Origin of the sequence: Microbacterium sp. SY138, assembly GCF_039729145.1 — a bacterium.
GTDB classification, from domain to species: Bacteria; Actinomycetota; Actinomycetes; order Actinomycetales; family Microbacteriaceae; genus Microbacterium; species Microbacterium maritypicum_A.
Genome location: NZ_CP155793.1, coordinates 1,564,992 through 1,580,257, shown reverse-complemented (window position 1 = coordinate 1,580,257; position 15,266 = coordinate 1,564,992). Strand labels below are relative to the sequence as shown.

The 15,266-nt window shown below is 67.2% G+C and carries 15 protein-coding genes; 2 read left to right on the top strand and 13 right to left on the bottom strand.

Annotated elements, in window-relative coordinates; genetic code table 11:
* Positions 1 to 28 precede the first annotated feature (28 nt).
* Complete coding sequence (locus ABDC25_RS07470) at positions 29 to 1,648, bottom strand: ABC transporter substrate-binding protein (protein ID WP_347125650.1); 1,620 nt, start codon at positions 1,646 to 1,648, stop codon at positions 29 to 31.
* A complete protein-coding gene (locus ABDC25_RS07465) occupies positions 1,648 to 2,853 on the bottom strand; it encodes a membrane dipeptidase (protein WP_021198528.1) in 1,206 nt (401 codons plus the stop codon). The genes ABDC25_RS07470 and ABDC25_RS07465 overlap by 1 nt, the downstream gene beginning before the upstream one ends.
* Between ABDC25_RS07465 and ABDC25_RS07460 the strand changes: the two genes are divergently transcribed.
* Positions 2,828 to 4,678 carry an ABC transporter ATP-binding protein gene (locus tag ABDC25_RS07460; protein ID WP_347125648.1) on the top strand — a complete coding sequence of 617 codons (1,851 nt, stop codon included), beginning with the start codon at positions 2,828 to 2,830 and terminating at the stop codon, positions 4,676 to 4,678. The genes ABDC25_RS07465 and ABDC25_RS07460 overlap by 26 nt on opposite strands.
* Before the next feature lie 23 nt (positions 4,679 to 4,701).
* On the opposite strand, the gene ABDC25_RS07455 is transcribed toward ABDC25_RS07460, so the two are convergent.
* From ABDC25_RS07455 to rplU, 10 genes are all read right to left on the bottom strand, one after another.
* Positions 4,702 to 5,391, bottom strand: coding sequence for an SDR family oxidoreductase (locus ABDC25_RS07455; protein ID WP_021198525.1), 690 nt, complete (start codon positions 5,389 to 5,391; stop codon positions 4,702 to 4,704).
* A gap of 1 nt (position 5,392) precedes the next feature.
* Complete coding sequence (rsfS, locus tag ABDC25_RS07450; RefSeq protein WP_029260174.1) at positions 5,393 to 5,776, bottom strand: ribosome silencing factor; 384 nt, start codon at positions 5,774 to 5,776, stop codon at positions 5,393 to 5,395.
* Positions 5,776 to 6,957 carry a hypothetical protein gene (locus ABDC25_RS07445; RefSeq protein ID WP_347125645.1) on the bottom strand — a complete coding sequence of 394 codons (1,182 nt, stop codon included), beginning with the start codon at positions 6,955 to 6,957 and terminating at the stop codon, positions 5,776 to 5,778. Before ABDC25_RS07445 ends, rsfS begins: the two co-directional genes overlap by 1 nt.
* The gene (gene nadD, locus ABDC25_RS07440; RefSeq protein WP_021198523.1) at positions 6,954 to 7,559 is read right to left on the bottom strand and encodes a nicotinate-nucleotide adenylyltransferase; all 606 of its coding nucleotides are present in this window, start codon (positions 7,557 to 7,559) and stop codon (positions 6,954 to 6,956) included. Before nadD ends, ABDC25_RS07445 begins: the two co-directional genes overlap by 4 nt.
* A gap of 6 nt (positions 7,560 to 7,565) precedes the next feature.
* Positions 7,566 to 7,790 (bottom strand): hypothetical protein, encoded by a 225-nt coding sequence (locus tag ABDC25_RS07435; RefSeq protein WP_021198522.1) that lies wholly within the window; start codon positions 7,788 to 7,790, stop codon positions 7,566 to 7,568.
* Between the two features lie 65 nt (positions 7,791 to 7,855).
* Positions 7,856 to 9,109, bottom strand: coding sequence for a glutamate-5-semialdehyde dehydrogenase (locus ABDC25_RS07430; protein ID WP_029264967.1), 1,254 nt, complete (start codon positions 9,107 to 9,109; stop codon positions 7,856 to 7,858).
* 9 nt (positions 9,110 to 9,118) lie between these two features.
* Entirely contained in the window at positions 9,119 to 9,904 is a 786-nt protein-coding gene (proB, locus tag ABDC25_RS07425; RefSeq protein WP_021198520.1) for a glutamate 5-kinase, read from the bottom strand.
* Positions 9,901 to 11,400 carry a GTPase ObgE gene (gene obgE, locus ABDC25_RS07420; RefSeq protein WP_029260171.1) on the bottom strand — a complete coding sequence of 500 codons (1,500 nt, stop codon included), beginning with the start codon at positions 11,398 to 11,400 and terminating at the stop codon, positions 9,901 to 9,903. The genes proB and obgE overlap by 4 nt, the downstream gene beginning before the upstream one ends.
* Positions 11,401 to 11,500: 100 nt before the next feature.
* Entirely contained in the window at positions 11,501 to 11,758 is a 258-nt protein-coding gene (gene rpmA / locus ABDC25_RS07415) for a 50S ribosomal protein L27 (protein ID WP_028501603.1), read from the bottom strand.
* 18 nt (positions 11,759 to 11,776) lie between these two features.
* Positions 11,777 to 12,085, bottom strand: coding sequence for a 50S ribosomal protein L21 (gene rplU / locus ABDC25_RS07410; protein WP_028501602.1), 309 nt, complete (start codon positions 12,083 to 12,085; stop codon positions 11,777 to 11,779).
* 246 nt (positions 12,086 to 12,331) lie between these two features.
* Here rplU and ABDC25_RS07405 point away from each other — a divergent pair, with 246 nt between their 5' ends.
* A complete protein-coding gene (locus tag ABDC25_RS07405) occupies positions 12,332 to 12,598 on the top strand; it encodes a DUF4031 domain-containing protein (protein ID WP_021198518.1) in 267 nt (88 codons plus the stop codon).
* Here the strand turns inward: ABDC25_RS07405 and ABDC25_RS07400 are convergent.
* Positions 12,563 to 15,130 carry an Rne/Rng family ribonuclease gene (locus ABDC25_RS07400; protein ID WP_347125640.1) on the bottom strand — a complete coding sequence of 856 codons (2,568 nt, stop codon included), beginning with the start codon at positions 15,128 to 15,130 and terminating at the stop codon, positions 12,563 to 12,565. The genes ABDC25_RS07405 and ABDC25_RS07400 overlap by 36 nt on opposite strands.
* Between the last annotated feature and the right edge of the window lie 136 nt (positions 15,131 to 15,266).

Sequence of the window (15,266 nt, the reverse complement as noted above, 5' to 3'; positions counted from 1 at the left end):
GCGACCTTCCTCGAGATTTCAGTGGTTGTTACTCGACCGGGTGCGCGCTCGCGAGCGAGAGCGGGTTCACGATCGAGAGCAGCTCGCTCGGCTTCGAGATGAAGCCGGCCCATTCGTCGCTGGCCGCGAAGAACAGGTTCTGCGTGTACATGATGTTGTCGTAGACCTGCTCGTGCACGATCTTGTTCGCCTCGCGCATGATCGAGATCTTCTCGTCCTCGTCGAACGTCACCATGCCCTCCTCGATCAGCGCGTTCAGGTCGGCGTCGTCGACATGGGTGTAGTTGATCGCACCGCCGGGAAGGTACGACAGCGAGAAGTTCGTCACCGGATCGTCCATGATCGCGAAGTTGCCCGCGTAGATGTCGTAGTCGCCCTCGCTGGTCATCGAGAGGTATGTGTTGCGCTCGGTGCCCTGCAGCTCGATCGTGATGCCGGCCTCCGCCGCGCTGTCCTTCACCATCTGCGCCCATTGGCTGGTCACGCTGTCCTGCAGCGAGTAGATCAGCCGGAACGAGACGGGGAAATTCCCGTTCGCGTCTGCCGTGTAACCGGCCTTCTCCATGAGGGAGCGCGACTTCTCGGGATCGAACTCGTACTCCTTCACCGACTTGTCGTAGTACTTCGCGAGCACTGGCATCAGAGCGCTGGAACCTGTCGAGACGGCCTGCCCCTGCAGCACGACGGTGCGGATCGCGTCATAGTCGACCGCATGGGCCAGAGCCTGTCGCACCTCGGTCTTCGCGAGGTCGGGCTTGTCCATGTTGTAGACCAGGTGCGCGTAGCCGAGCCCGGGCGCCTCGACGACCTGGAGGCCGTCGGTGCTGCTGAGCTGCTCGACCTGTGCGGGTGGCAGCGCGTTCGCGATCACGTCGATCTCGCCGCTCTGCAGCGCCAGGATCTCGGTGTTCACGTCCGGGTACACGCGGTACACGACCTCGGCGTGCCCGGGGACGCCGCCCTTGACGAGCGGGTAGTCCTCGACGCGCTTCAGCGTGTAGTGCTGACCGACCTGGAAGTCGCTCATGATGAACGGCCCCATGCCCACCCAGCCTCCGGCGCTGCCGTCGTTCGCGAACTCGGCGATCGACCCCTGCGGCTCGAACACGTGCTTCGGAACGACGACGCCCCAGAAGCCGATCTCTTCGACGATCGAGGAGTCGGGCTGGGTGAGGGCGAGCTCGACGCGGGTTTCCGACACCGCGGTCGCGGTGTCGAGGTTGCCCAGCTGCCCGTAGAACGTGCCGGGAGCCTGATCGCGCTTGACGGCGTTCAGCGTCCAGGCGACGTCCTCGGCGGTGAGGGGCTCACCATCGCTCCAGGTGAGATCGTCGCGGATCTCGTAGAAGCCGGTGGTGTCGTCCACGTAGCCCCAGTCGGTGGCCACGTGGGCTTCCTTGGTGCCGTCGTCGCTGATGCTCAGCAGATGCGGATACATCAGGTTCGTGATCCACGAGTCCGTGCGGCTGTTCCCGAGGACCGGATTGAAGTTCACGACATCTGTCGTCGTGCCGATGCTGATCGTCTCGTCGCTCGGGCCGGTGGAGCCGGATGACTCCCCCGGTTCCGGCGCGGACGGGGCGCACGCGGCGAGGCCGACGGCGAGAGCCGCGGCCGCACCGAGGGCGAGGAACTTGCTGTACTTCATCAGACCCAAACCTCCTCGAGTACGCGCATGGTGTTCCCTCCGACGACGGCGCGAATCTCGTCGTCGGAGTAGTCGTGCTTCACGAGCCAGCCGATGATGTTGTAGAAGGCCTCGGCCGGGTTCTCGATGCCGTCGACGTACGGCTGCTTCTCGTAGTCGACGTTCGCATGTGCCTGCCCGAGCGACAGGTTCGACGAGAACGCGTCGTGCAGGCCGACGTGATCGCCGAACAGCGTGTCAGGACCGAAGCTGACGTGCTCGAGTCCCACCAGGTCCACGCAGTACTGGAAGTGGTCCATGACCGATTCCAGGGAGTGCTTCGGGTGCTGGGGGGAGATCGTCGTGTGAGGGGCGGCCTCGATTCCGATCACGCCGCCACGCTTGGCGCATTCGATGATCGTCTCATCCGTCTTCATGCGGTTCGTCGGCCACAGGCCGCGCGCACCGGCGTGCGTGATGAATACCGGCTTGGTCGAGTGGGCGATCACATCGAGACAGGTCTGGTCACCGGAGTGGGAGATGTCGATCGCGATGCCGAGCTTGTTCATACGCTCGACCGCGCGCTCGCCGAAGTAGGTCAACCCGCCGTCTCCGCGCTCTTTGAGACCGCCGCCGAGCATGTTCGCCTCGGAGTATGCGATGCCCATCTGCCGCACGCCGAAGCCGTACAGGACGTCGAGGCGGTCGACCTCGTTCTCGATCATGGTCGAGGCTTCGAGCGCGAAGATGTGCGCGACCCGTCCGGTCTCGGCGGCGTGACGGATGTCCTTGATTGACTCGGCCTTGATCACGTAGTCCTGGTGTGCGAGGTCGGCCATGCGCACGCCGAGGTCGAACAGCACGTCCTGGTACTTCCAGCCGGCATCGCTCGAGATGCAGCAGGTGCCGTCCATGCCGTTGTCGAACACGGCGGTCAACCCGGAGCGGGCGAGGCCCTGGTAGCCGGTGGGTTCGCGGCCCTGGCGGATGTGGTCGCGCAGCTCGCCCATGTCTTCGGGAAAGACCTGCACGTGCTCGTGCAGGGAGATCACGGTCTCTTCGCGAAGCAGACGTTCGGTGCGTTCCTGCTGCGCGGCACTGAGCCCGAGGTCGTAGGCCGGCACACGGCCGATCTGCTTGGCGTAGCGGAACTCGCGGTAGTCCTTGCCGGCTTCCAGGTAGTCGTACGCGGTGTAGCCGGTGTACCGGCCAGCTTGTTCGAGCACGGATGCGCTCCTTCGGTTCGATGATGCGGGTGCCCCTCCCGGTCGACGAGCGGGAGATTCCTCGAATCTGGAGGATTTCGGCGCAGATGTCAACCATTGTGATTATCTTCGGCTGAAATGTTTCCTGTTCGAAACAATTCAGAACAAAGAAGCTGGCATGATGGCATCCATGGAGAACACATCCGCCCCCCGGAACGCCGTCGTCCTGGACGTCAAGGGACTCACCGTCACCCTCACCGGCGATGGACGCCACAGCCGCGTGGTCGACGGCATCGATCTCGCCGTTCGCCGCGGCGAAGTCTTCGCGCTGCTCGGCGAATCAGGCTCGGGCAAGTCGATGACCGCCCGCGCGATCATGGGTCTGATCGACGAAGGAGACGTCGAGGCGGAGACGATGTCACTGAGCGGAACCGACCTCCTCGCCCTCTCCCCCGAGCAGCATCGACGCCTGCGAGGCGTGCGCGTCAGCCTGGTCATGCAAGATGCCCTTTCCGCGTTGAACCCGGTCCTCAGCATCGGCGACCAGATCATCGACCTCATCCGCGCTCATGGCAGCATCGGCCGCCGAGCCGCCGAAGCGCGCGCGGTCGAGCTGCTGACCCTCGTCGGTATCCCCACCCCCGACAAGCGCGTGCACGACTATCCGCACCAGTTCTCCGGCGGTCAGCGCCAGCGCATCCTGATCGCCATGGCGATCGCGCTGGATCCTGATCTCATCATCGCGGATGAGCCGACCACCGCGCTCGATGTGACGGTGCAGGCGCAGATCCTCGACCTGCTGCTGTCCCTGCGCGACCGGCTGGGCATGGGAATCCTGCTCATCACGCATGATCTGGGCGTGGTGATGGAGGTCGCCGATCAGGTCGCCGTCATGCGCTCTGGCCGCATCGTGGAGTCAGGGCCCGCCGACGAGGTGCTCACGAAGCCGCAGCACGCTTACACCATGCGTCTGCTGAACTCCATGCCGCGAGATGTGAGCGCCGCCGCGGAGAACGACGGGACGGTGCCCATCCTCGAAGGCCGCGGCCTGAAGCGCACGTTCCGTTCCGGGAGCGGGCGACGAGCGCACCGAGTCGCCGCCGTCGCGGGTGTCGATCTCGAGCTCCGCCAGGGCGAGATCCTGGCGATCGTCGGCGAATCGGGCAGCGGCAAGTCGACGCTGGCGCGGATGCTGGTCGGACTCGACTCACCCGATGCCGGCACCCTGCGCTACCGCGATCAGGACGTGACGCGCGGTCGGCTCCGCGACCGGAAGATCCTGCGTCGTGGCGTGCAGATGGTCTTCCAGGACCCGTATATGTCGTTGAACCCGCGGATGACCGTGCAGCAGATCATCTCCGAACCGCTCGCCGCGACCCACTCCGGAACGCCGGCGACGCGACGGGAGCGCGTCGCCGAGCTGCTCGATCTCGTCGGCCTCACCCCCGAGATGGGCTCGCGCTTCCCGCACCAGTTCTCGGGCGGCCAGCGCCAGCGCATCGGCATCGCCAGGGCGCTCGCGCTCGATCCGGACGTTCTGGTGTGCGACGAGCCTGTCTCGGCGCTCGACGTGTCGATCCGCGCACAGATCATCGACCTGCTGTGCGACCTGCGCGAGCGGCTGGGCATGTCGATCGTCTTCATCGCGCACGACCTGTCCCTCGTGCGTCACATCGCCGATCGCGTGGCGGTCATGTACCTGGGGAACATGGTCGAGATCGGGGAGACGGAGGACGTTTACCGCCACCCCGAACATCCCTATACGCGGTCGCTGCTGTCCGCGATTCCGCCGCAGACGCGCGCGGAGCGCGGCATGCTCGCACGCCGAACGCGTGTGACCGCCTGACCGTCCGGTACGACGAGGCCGGATCAGCGACCCGGCCGCACCGTGAGGTCGGTGATCTCCGCGTCTCGCGGAAGATCGAGGGCGGTGAGGATGGTCGTGACGACGGCGTCGGGGGTGATGAAACGCTCCGCGTCGTAGTCCTGCCCCTCCTGCTGGTGCACACGCTCCTGCATGGGAGTGGCCGTGCGACCGGGATAGATCGAGGTCACGCGCACACCGTGTGCGGCCTCCTCGGCTCGCAACGCATCGGCGAGGGCCCGGAGACCGTGCTTCGACGCCGCATATGCCGCCCACCCGGCGTTGGCACGCAGTCCCGCCCCCGAGTTCACGAATACGACCTGCCCTTGCGACACGCGCAGAACGGGCAGCAGAAGGCGCGTGAGCTCGGCAGGAGCCACGAGGTTCACGGCCAGCTGCTGTTCCCACAACGCGGGAGCGAGGTCGGCCACGTCACCGAGGTCGACGACCCCGGCGACGTGCACGAGCGAGTCGATCCGGTCGGGCAGGTGCTGCTTCGACAGCGCCCACGACAGACGACCCGGCTGAGCCAGATCAGCGACCAGGACGGATGCTCCCAGAAGGCTCTCTGCGATCTGCCTGGCGCGTCCGGCGTCGCGGGCAAGCACCACCACGTCATCGCCACGGTCCAGCAGACGGCGCGCGAGGACTGCACCGATGCCGGAACCCGCACCGGTGATCAGGTGCGTGGGCATGTCAGCTCGGGTCTGTGGTGGCGGGCTCTGCCACGTCGATCGGAACGACGGGGCAGTCCTTCCACAGTCGCTCGAGGCCGTAGTAGACGCGCTCCTCCTGATGGAAGACGTGCACGATCAGGTCGCCGAAGTCGAGGAGCACCCATCGGGCCTCCGCGCGCCCCTCGCGCCGTACGCGCTTGTGGCCCGACTCGATCAGCCGGTCCTCGATCTCATCGGCGATGGCGGCGACGTTGCGCTCGCTGTTTCCGGTGACGAGCAGGAAGATGTCGACGAGCGGAAGAGGCTCGGACACGTTCAGTGCGACGAGATCTTCACCGCCCTTGTCGATGGCGGCTTGTGCTGCGAGACGCAGCATCTCTTCGGCAGTTTCAGGTGATTGCATCAGAACACATTCGTGGTGATGGCGATGATGACGACGACACCGACAGCGAGGGCGAGGCCTCCGGCGACGATCGCCAGGGTGATCATCAGCCGGTTGCCCTTCTCGGGCGCCGGCGGACGGATCACCTCGCCGGCGGGCTTGATGGTGCTGACCGCCGAGCTGGCGGCGATCGGCGTAGGCGACGACGCGGGGGGAAGCTCGCCGTCGATGAGAACGGCGTCGACGTCCTTGCCGTCGGTGGTTCCCAGGGCGTGGCCCTGCGAGCCCATGCCCTGAGGCAGTTCATAAGACCCGGTGACGAGGATCTCACCGGTGGAGGCGACAGGGCCGGAGAGCGAGCCCTCTCCCGGGGACGGCGTGAAGATCAGGGCGTTCGGTGCGGAGTGCTGCGACCCGGTCGAGTCACCGACGGAGAGCAGCTCGTCGAACGACGGGCGGAAGGGGGTGTGCGGGTCGGGAGCATCGGCGAGGATCCCTTCACCGAACGCGGGGTTGACGGTGGGGCGGGCTGCGGCGTCGTCATCGTCATCATCGGCGTCACCGACATCTGCCAGCACGTCGTCACCGTCGGCCTCGGAGTCACCGGTGCTCTCGGCCGGAAGGCCCAGAGCCGAAGCCACGTCAACATCGTCCTCGTCGGACTCGTCACCGGCACCATCGACGGACTCCAGCGGAACATCTCCCACGGAATCCGCGACGATGGATGCACGCACGGGAGCGACGGCGACCTCGTCGTCGACGTCATCATCGTCGGCGTCGCCCGGCTCTTCGTTCCGTGTGAAGTTCGGGACCCCCGACACGATCTCCGCGGGGTCGTGCGTCGCGGCGGACTCCTCGTCGGTCGGTTCCGCCGGCGCGTCGGGGGCTGGCTGCTCGACCTCCGCCTCTTCGGACTGCTCTCCGGCGATCACGGGCACCGAGGCCGTGCGCACCTTCTCGAGCTCGCGCGCCTGGCGGCGCGTCAACGGCGCATCGCCGCTGACGTCGTCAGGCACGGAAGTCGGCGCGGGCGGGATCTCCACGGGCTCGGCGGCACGGGGCAGCGGCGGTGCGGGCGGTGCCGCCTCAGCCGCCGCGGCAGCCTCCTCGCTGGAGATGACCGGGGTCGAACCCGTCAATCGAATCTCCCGCAGCTGCTTTCGCGTCAGCGGACCCTGCTCCTGCTGATCCGATGTACTCATGCCTTGCTCCGATACAGATGATGCTTCGCGATGTACTGAACGACCCCATCAGGGACCAGATACCAGACCGGCTGATCGTCGCGAACGCGTTCACGGCAGTCCGTCGACGAGATCGACAGCGCCGGCACTTCCAGTTGGCTGACGTTGTCGCTCGGGAGGCCGTCTGTGCTCAGGACATGTCCAGGGCGTGAGACCGCGACGAAGTGGGCCAACTCCCACAACTCATCATGGTCCCTCCAACTGAGAATTTGCGCTACGGCGTCGGCTCCGGTGATGAAGAAGAGGTCGGCATCCGGTCGATCACGCTTCAGGTCGCGCAGTGTGTCGATCGTGTAGGTGGGGCCCTCGCGGTCGATGTCGACCCGGCTCACCGTGAACTGCGGGTTCGAGGCGGTGGCGATGACCGTCATGAGGTAGCGGTGCTCGCTCGGCGAGACTCCCGACTTCTGCCACGGGTGGCCGGTCGGCACGAAGACGACCTCGTCGAGCCCGAAGGAGTTCGCGACCTCGCTGGCTGCGACGAGGTGGCCGTGATGGATGGGGTCGAACGTACCGCCCATCACGCCGATGCGCGGGGGGCGCGTGGTCGCAGCGTCGTTCATGGGGGCCTAGTGGCCGTGTCCCGCCTCGTGGCCGTCCTTGCCGTGCTGCGCTGCCCATGCCTCGGCCTTCGCCGAGTGACGGTTGGCGACGTTCTTGTACGAGAAGGTCACCAGCCCGAGGAAGGCGAACACGACCGCAGCGATGGCTCCGAAGATCACCGTTTCGAGCGCGACGTTGCCGTGGTGCTCGGTTTCGGCAGCGGCCATCGCGATCTGTGCGACGAGGTTCATCCTGACTCCGTTTCGTGGCGTGCTGTTCGGGATCCTGTGAGGTACAGCGTCCCCCAGTCTAGCCCTCAGCCGCGGGTCTGCCCCGACCCACGCGCGAGCCATTTCGTGCTGGTCAACTCGGACAGCCCCATGGGCCCGCGAGCGTGCAGCTTCTGGGTCGAGATGCCGACCTCCGCGCCGAATCCGAATTCGCCGCCGTCGGTGAAGCGCGTCGACGTGTTGACCATCACGACGGCGGAATCCACCTCGGCGAGGAAGCGTTCCGCGTTGCGCGAGTCGGTCGTGATGATCGACTCCGTGTGTCCCGTGCTGTAACGGCGGATATGGTCGAGGGCCTCGTCGAGGGAGTCGACGACCTTGATCGCGATGTCGAGACTCAGATACTCGGTCTCCCAGTCCTCCTCGACCGCCGGGATCACGTTCGACACCATGCCGGCGACCATGTCGTCACCGTGGATCGCGACGCCCTCACTCTGCAGAGCGCTGGCCACGAGCGGGATCAGACGCGGAGCCGCCTGACGATGCACCAGCACCGTCTCCACCGCGTTGCACACGCTGGGGCGCTGCACCTTGGCGTTCACGACGATGTCGCTCGCCCAATCGTCCGGGGCCGTCTCGTCGAGGAATATGTGGACGTTGCCCGCTCCGGTCTCGATGACGGGCACGGTCGACTCCGTGACGACGGCTTCGATGAGACCGGCACTCCCCCGTGGCACCAGCACATCGATGAAGCCGCGACCGTGCATGAGCGCCTTCGCGCCCTCGCGACCGAAGTCATCGACGGTCTGGATCGCCTCGCTCGTGAGTCCAACGCTCTCCACCGCCCGCCGCATGACGTCGACGAGCACGGTGTTCGACTCGCGCGCGGCACTCCCCCCGCGCAGCACGACGGCATTGCCCGCGCGCAGCGCGAGCGCGGCGATGTCGACCGTCACGTTCGGCCGGGCTTCGTAGATGGCGCCGACCACTCCGAACGGCACGCGCACCTGCTCGAGGGCGACACCGTTGGGCATCCTGTGCCCGCCGACGACGCGGCCGACCGGGTCGGCGAGGGCCGCGACTTCGCGCACAGCGGCGGCGAGGGCCGCCACGCGCTTCTCGTCGAGACGCAGCCGGTCGATGAGCGACTCCCCGATGCCCTCGTCACGCCCACGGACGATGTCGCGGGCGTTCGCCTCGATGATGCGCGGCGCGGCGTCGAGAAGGGCGACGGCGATCGCTTCGAGCACCCGCGCCTTGTCGTCGCTCGTGAGCGCGGCAGCGGCGCGGGAGGCCTCTTTGGCGCGCTCCAGGCGCACCTGTGGGGTCTGGTCGGTCATCCGCCCAGTTTATGAGGTGGCCGGCTCGAACCAGGTTCCTATTTCCGCACCGGCGAGGGCCTGTTCGACGAGGTCGGCGCTGGTGACCAGGACGCCGATGCCGGATGCCGCCGCGAGACGCGCGGCCGAGACCTTCGTGGCCGCTCCTCCCGTGCCGACGCTGTTGACGACGGTCGCCCCGAACTCGAGGCCGGTCAGGTCGGCATCGGGAGCCACGACATCGATCGGTTCGGCGCCGGGGTCCGTCGGAGGTCGCGTGTACAGCGATTCGATATCGCTGAGAAGGATGAGCGCGTCGGCTTCGATCAGCTGGGCGACGAGCGCGCCGAGCCGGTCGTTGTCGCCGAAGCGGATCTCCTGCGTCGCGACAGTGTCGTTCTCGTTCACGATCGGCAGGGTGCGAAGCCCGAGCAGCCGCTCCATCGCGCGACGGGCGTTGGAGCGCGATGTCGGGTTCTCGAGGTCGCCGGTGGTGAGGAGCACCTGCCCCGCGACGATATCGAAGGGACGAAGCGACTCCTGGTAGCGATACATCAGGATGTTCTGACCAACGGCCGCCGCGGCCTGCTGGGTCGCGAGGTCGGTCGGGCGGGCGTCGAGCCGCAGGAACGGGATTCCGGACGCGATCGCACCAGACGACACCAGGACCACCTCGGCTCCGCGTGCATGCGCCGCGGCCAGAGCTTCGACGATGACGGGGATCCGCCACGACGAGTCTCCGCTGATCGAGGAGGATCCGACTTTGACGACGATGCGGGACGCGGTGGCCAGATCCGCGCGTGTGCGTGCTGTCACTCGCCGTCCTCGCGGTACGCGGCGAGACGCTGCGTCTCCACCTCGGCGCGAGCCTCGGCCTTGGCATCCATGCGCTCGTAGTACTGCTCGCGTCGCTCCGACGTCGTCCGGCGCGAATTCGGTGCCAGACGGGGGTCGGTCCCCCGAGGCGCGCTCATCAACTCTGCCGCCGAGGTCATGGTGGGCTCCCAGTCGAAGACGATGCTGTCGCCCTCGCCGATCACGACGGTCGATCCCTGCACCGCACCGAGGCGGAAGAGCTCGTCCTCGACGCCGAGCTTCTCGAGACGATCGGCGAGATACCCGACGGCTTCTTCGTTCTGGAAGTCGGTCTGCTGCACCCAGCGCACCGGCTTCTCGCCCATGATGCGATAGACGTTGCCGTAGGTGCCGCCCTCGACCCGGATGGTGAAGTCCTTCTTGGAGCCTCGCGGGCGGATGACGACGCGCTCCGGCGGCGTCTCGAGCGCGGCCTCGGCACGGGCTTTCTCGACCAGCTCGCCCAGCGCGAAGGTGAGGGGACGCAGACCCTCGTGCGAGACCGTGGAGATCTCGAACACCCGGAAGCCGCGAGCCTCGAGATCGGGACGCACGAGCTCAGCGAGGTCGCGTGCCTCGGGGACGTCGATCTTGTTCAGAGCGATGAACTGCGGGCGCTCGAGGAGCGGCGTCTGTCCCTCGGGCACCTCGTAGGCGCCGAGTTCCGCGAGGATGACGTCGAGGTCGGAGATCGGGTCGCGACCGGGCTCCAGAGTCGCGCAGTCAAGAACGTGCAACAGCGCCGAGCAGCGCTCGACATGACGGAGGAACTCGAGACCGAGTCCTCGGCCCTCGCTCGCACCCTCGATGAGTCCGGGCACGTCGGCGACCGTGTAGCGGAAGTCGCCGACCTGCACCACGCCGAGGTTCGGATGGAGGGTCGTGAACGGGTAGTCGGCGATCTTGGGGCGGGCGGCGGAGATCGCGCCGATCAGGCTCGACTTGCCGGCCGACGGGTACCCCACGAGGGCGATGTCGGCCACGGTCTTCAGCTCGAGGACGATGTCGCCCTCGTGGCCGGGAGTGCCGAGCAACGCGAAGCCGGGAGCCTTGCGCTTGGGGGTGGCGAGGGCGGCGTTGCCGAGCCCACCCATACCGCCCTTGGCCACGACGAACCGCTCGCCGGGGATGATCATGTCGATGAGGACGTCGCCCGCGGTGTTCTTCACCACCGTGCCGACCGGAACGGGCAGCTCGAGCGTCTCGCCGAGGAATCCGGAGCGGTGATCGCCCATGCCCGGCCCACCGTTGCCGGAGGAACGATGCGGCGAGTGGTGGTACGAGAGCAGCGTGCCGGTCTGCGGGTCGGCGACGAGCACGACATCGCCGCCGTCGCCACCGTTGCCGCCGTCGGGACCACCGAGCGGCTTGAACTTCTCGCGGTGCACGGAGACGCAGCCGTTGCCGCCCTTACCCGCACGCAGGTGCAGTGTGACGGTGTCGACGAACGTGACCATTTGCTAGTCCTCAGGGTTGCTGTGCGTTTTCGGAGGGTAGATACACGGACGGGGCGAGCCGAAGCCCGCCCCGAACCGGATATCTAGTGTCGCGCTGTGATCACTCAGCTGCGGCGACGATGTTGACGACCTTGCGGCCGCCCTTCGCGCCGAACTGGACCGCACCGGCGGCCAGAGCGAACAGCGTGTCGTCGCCACCACGACCGACGTTGACGCCGGGGTGGAAGTGCGTGCCGCGCTGGCGAACGATGATCTCGCCGGCGAGGACCTGCTGACCGCCGAAGCGCTTCACGCCGAGGCGCTGAGCGTTGGAGTCACGACCGTTACGGGTTGAGCTTGCGCCCTTTTTGTGTGCCATGTCCTAGTCCCCTCGGGCTTACTTGATGCCGGTGATCTTGACGCGCGTGAGCTCCTGGCGGTGGCCCTGACGCTTCTTGTAGCCGGTCTTGTTCTTGTACTTCTGGATGATGATCTTCGGGCCGCGGAGGTTGCCGATGACCTCTGCCGTGACCTTGACCTTCGCCAGCGAGTCAGCGTCGGTGGTCACCGTGGCGCCGTCGACGAGCAGCACGGCGGCCAGCTCGATCTTCTCGCCCTGGGCAGCCTTGACACGGTCGAGCTGAACGATCGTGCCGACCTCGACCTTCTCCTGCCGCCCACCGGCGCGCACTACTGCGTAAACCACTTCATACCTGTTTCGTTGGGGAGCTCGCGGCTCCGAGATCTCACGGGAAGACTGTTGCTTGCATGCGCCGCAGAACGGCGGGCGCGAACGCAAGACTCTCCGCTTCGACCGACGAGGACGACGCGGCATACGCACCAAGGGACTACTTTACCGGATGCGGGTCGGTGTCGCAAAGCGGCGCGGCTCCGAGGCGTCTCACATTCCGCTTCCGGCCCTGCCCTGTCGAGGCGGTCGTAGGCTGACCGGGTGACCGTACTCGTCGACGAACCCCTCTGGCCCGCCCACGGACGCCTCTGGGCGCACCTGGTCAGCGATGAGAGCCTCGACGAGCTGCACGTGTTCGCGCGCGCGAACGACGTCCCCGCACGTGCGTTCGACCTCGACCACTACGACGTGCCGGAGGAGATCATCCCCCGGCTCGTCGCCGCCGGCGCTCACCACGTGCAGGGCAAGGAACTGGTGCGCCGGCTGATCGCCTCAGGACTCCGAATCCGCAGCCGCGACCGGCGCTGACGGCTCGTTGTTCACCGAGACGGGAGTGCCGGTGAGCGCAGCAGTGCTCACCCGACGGCGTCCTCGCCCCTGACCGGGAGCTTTCGGCTCCGGAAGAGCGTCGAGGACCGAGTCGAGGAGCTGCTCGGCGGGAGTCTTCGGCCCCTTGCGGTCGCCGCGCTTCTTGCGGGCCTTCTTCGGACGTTCGGCGGCCGCGGGCGCCTCAGCCGCGACATCGGCCGACTCGACTGCGGGCGCGCCATCCGCCGCCGGGGCGATGGTGGAGGCGGCGATCTGCGCGAGGGCCGATTTCGCGCCCTCGGTGATGCTGTGGGTGACCGGAGGAGCGGAGGGAGCACTCTGGCTCTGTCCGTTCCCGCTGCCGCCGTTGCCGCGCTGACGACGACCGCTCTGCCCGTTGCCGCCGTTGCTGCCGCCGCCGTTGCTGCTGGAACGGTGCTTCACCACGGGGTCGTGGTGCACGATGACACCGCGACCGGCGCAGACCTCGCACGCCTCGCTGAAGGTCTCGAGCAGGCCGAGACCGAGCTTCTTGCGCGTCATCTGCACCAGGCCGAGCGAGGTGACCTCTGCCACCTGGTGCTTCGTGCGGTCGCGGCTCAGGCACTCGATCAGTCGACGCAGCACGAGGTCGCGGTTCGACTCGAGCACCATGTCGATGAAGTCGACGACGATGATGCCGCCGATGTCGCGCAGACGCAGCTGGCGGACGATCTCCTCCGCCGCCTCGAGGTTGTTCTTGGTGACGGTCTCCTCGAGGTTTCCGCCGGAGCCGACGAACTTGCCGGTGTTGACGTCGACGACCGTCATGGCCTCGGTGCGGTCGATCACGAGCGAACCGCCGGAGGGCAGCCATACCTTGCGGTCGAGAGCCTTCTCGATCTGCTCCGTGATGCGGAATGCATCGAACGGATCGGTCTCGTCCTCGTAGGCCTCGACGCGCTCGAGGAGGTCGGGGGCGACGCTCTCCAGGTAGGCGCGGATGGTCTGCTGGGCGTCCTCACCCTGGATGAGCATCTTCGTGAAGTCCTCGTTGAAGACATCGCGGACGATCTTGACGAGAAGGTCGGGTTCGGCGTGCAGGAGCGCGGGCGCCTGCTGGTTCTCGACCTGCTTCTGGATGTGCTCCCACTGCGAGGTGAGCCGCTGCACGTCGCGCGTGAGCTGGTCCTCGGTCGCACCCTCTGCCGCGGTGCGGACGATCACGCCGGAGGACTCCGGCAGCACCTCTTTGAGGATGCGCTTGAGGCGCGCCCGCTCATTGTCGGGGAGCTTGCGGCTGATGCCGTTCATCGACCCGCCCGGCACGTAGACCAGGTAGCGGCCGGGAAGCGAGATCTGGCTCGTGAGACGGGCACCCTTGTGGCCGACGGGGTCCTTCGTGACCTGCACGAGAACACGGTCGCCGGGCTTGAGGGCCAGCTCGATGCGACGCGGCTGGTTGCCGGTCTCGACGCCGTCCCAGTCGACCTCACCGGAGTAGAGCACGGCGTTGCGCCCGCGCCCGATGTCGACGAACGCGGCCTCCATGCTGGGGAGGACGTTCTGCACGCGCCCCAGGTAAACGTTTCCGATGAGCGACGCGTCCTGGTTGCGGGCGACGTAGTGCTCGACGAGCACGCCGTCCTCGAGGACGCCGATCTGAGTGCGGCCGTTCTTGGAACGGACGACCATCTTGCGGTCGACGGACTCACGGCGTGCGAGGAACTCGGCCTCGGTGACGACAGGGCGACGGCGGCCGGCGTCACGACCGTCGCGGCGACGCTGCTTCTTCGCCTCGAGACGGGTCGATCCCTTGATCGCCTTCGGCTCGGTGATGTACTCGACGACACGCTGACGCTGACGCGGCTCTTCGCGCTGGTCGTCACCCTCGGAACCACCCCGGCGACGACGACCGCGGCCTCGGCCGGCTGCATCGTCCTGCGGCTGGTCGCGGTCGGCGATGCGGTCGAAGATGCGCTCGCGACCCGGACGTGCGGGCAGCGGTACGATCTCCGGCGCGTAGAAGTGCAGCTGCGTGGAGACCTGGGAGACGAACACCTCGGGCAGCAGGCCGAGGGAGACGGCGGTCACCGGAGCCGGAGCCTCGGGAGCAGAAGGAGCCTCTTCGACCGCGGGGGCATCGTCCGCAGCGGGAGCTTCGTCCGCGACGGGAGCTTCGTCCGCGACGGGAGCTTCGTCCGTAGCCGGCACTTCGTCAGCGGCCTCGTTCTCCGCCTCCGATTTCGCCTCGGCGACGGCCTCTGCGATCGACTCGGCCGCAGCAGCGGCGTCGTCGGCAGCCGCAGCAGCGTCATCCGCCGCCGCGTAACCGGCCGCGACGTCATCGGCGGCCGCGTCCTCGGCCACCTCTGCAGCCTCAGCCACTTCTGCAGCCTCGGCGGCTTCCGCAGCAGTGGACGGCTCTTCGCCCTCGCCCGAAGACCCCGCGCGGTCGTCCGCGCCGGGAGCCGTGGGCTCCGTCAGCTCTCCCGCGGCGTCAGCCGGGAAGTCGAGGGTAGGGGCGTTGTTGTCATTGTTCTCATCGGCCATCTCTGGCTTACTCCCTGCACGGGACACTCGGTGTTCCGTGAAATCTCATGCGGTACCCGCAGGTGCCGCGAACTCACTCGGTCTGCGACCGGCTCATGGCTCTGATCGCGTGGGGCATTGGACCCCGAAGTCTGCT

Coding starts and splice junctions, on each gene's coding strand:
- ABDC25_RS07470 (WP_347125650.1), bottom strand. CDS start 1,648: ATGAAGTACAGCAAGTTCCTCGCCCTCGGTGCGGCCGCGGCTCTCGCC.
- ABDC25_RS07455 (WP_021198525.1), bottom strand. CDS start 5,391: ATGCCCACGCACCTGATCACCGGTGCGGGTTCCGGCATCGGTGCAGTC.
- rsfS (WP_029260174.1), bottom strand. CDS start 5,776: ATGCAATCACCTGAAACTGCCGAAGAGATGCTGCGTCTCGCAGCACAA.
- ABDC25_RS07445 (WP_347125645.1), bottom strand. CDS start 6,957: ATGAGTACATCGGATCAGCAGGAGCAGGGTCCGCTGACGCGAAAGCAG.
- nadD (WP_021198523.1), bottom strand. CDS start 7,559: ATGAACGACGCTGCGACCACGCGCCCCCCGCGCATCGGCGTGATGGGC.
- ABDC25_RS07435 (WP_021198522.1), bottom strand. CDS start 7,790: ATGAACCTCGTCGCACAGATCGCGATGGCCGCTGCCGAAACCGAGCAC.
- ABDC25_RS07430 (WP_029264967.1), bottom strand. CDS start 9,109: ATGACCGACCAGACCCCACAGGTGCGCCTGGAGCGCGCCAAAGAGGCC.
- obgE (WP_029260171.1), bottom strand. CDS start 11,400: ATGGTCACGTTCGTCGACACCGTCACACTGCACCTGCGTGCGGGTAAG.
- rpmA (WP_028501603.1), bottom strand. CDS start 11,758: ATGGCACACAAAAAGGGCGCAAGCTCAACCCGTAACGGTCGTGACTCC.
- ABDC25_RS07400 (WP_347125640.1), bottom strand. CDS start 15,130: ATGGCCGATGAGAACAATGACAACAACGCCCCTACCCTCGACTTCCCG.